The sequence below is a fragment of the Streptomyces sp. CA189 genome, from assembly GCF_056428985.1.
This window is the reverse complement of record NZ_JBWJVM010000202.1, coordinates 1-653: the sequence shown is the minus strand read 5'-3', so window position 1 is coordinate 653 and position 653 is coordinate 1. Positions and strand designations below refer to the sequence as shown.

Sequence of the window (653 nt, the reverse complement as noted above, 5' to 3'; positions counted from 1 at the left end):
TCGGCGGCACGTCTCTGGGGGCGTGGTCCGTTGCGGGTGGGCGGTTTCCCTCACGTCCACGGGCTCCTGGTCCGGCCTGGACGGTCCGATGCCCGTAGCGATCGCTCTGGTCGCTACGGGGCGGTGCCGTCCGTCGCCGGATCGGGTGTCCGAGGGCGCGTCGTCCGATCGCGATGCCGGCGGCATCGTGACGGGACATTCTGCGGCGCGGGGTGACCAGCGGCTTCTGCCAGTGCCGGCCTCCCCACTGAGAGGTGTAGGCCGGGTCGACCGCGACGATGGCGAGGCCGTGTTCGGCGGCCATCGACACGAGCCGGGCTTTGAGCTTGCCGGTCGGGATCCCTGAGATGAGCTGCCGGAACCGTTTCCTGCGGCCGTGCTTCTCCCGTGTCTTCTCGGCGGTGAAGTCGAGGTCTTCGATCGCGATGGCCTTGACGCCGACGCTCTTCGTCCAGTGCAGCAGCCGGGTGAGGGCGTGCCGGATCTGAGCGTCGCGAAAGTCGGCCGATCCGCTGAGGTCGTAGGGGAAGCGGTGTGGCTCGCCGATGGGGTTGCCGTGCGGGTCGAGTCGGTAGGCGGCGAAGTGGTCGGCGTTGGTATCGACACCCACCATGCCCTTCGCGCGCGCGGTGGCTAGCGGGATCGTCTGAATG

Annotated in this window: 1 pseudogene; it reads right to left on the bottom strand. The window is 69.2% G+C overall.

Annotated features, from left to right (window positions below):
* Positions 1–653, bottom strand: a pseudogene (locus AC061S_RS44520) (IS200/IS605 family accessory protein TnpB-related protein); the annotation flags it as partial.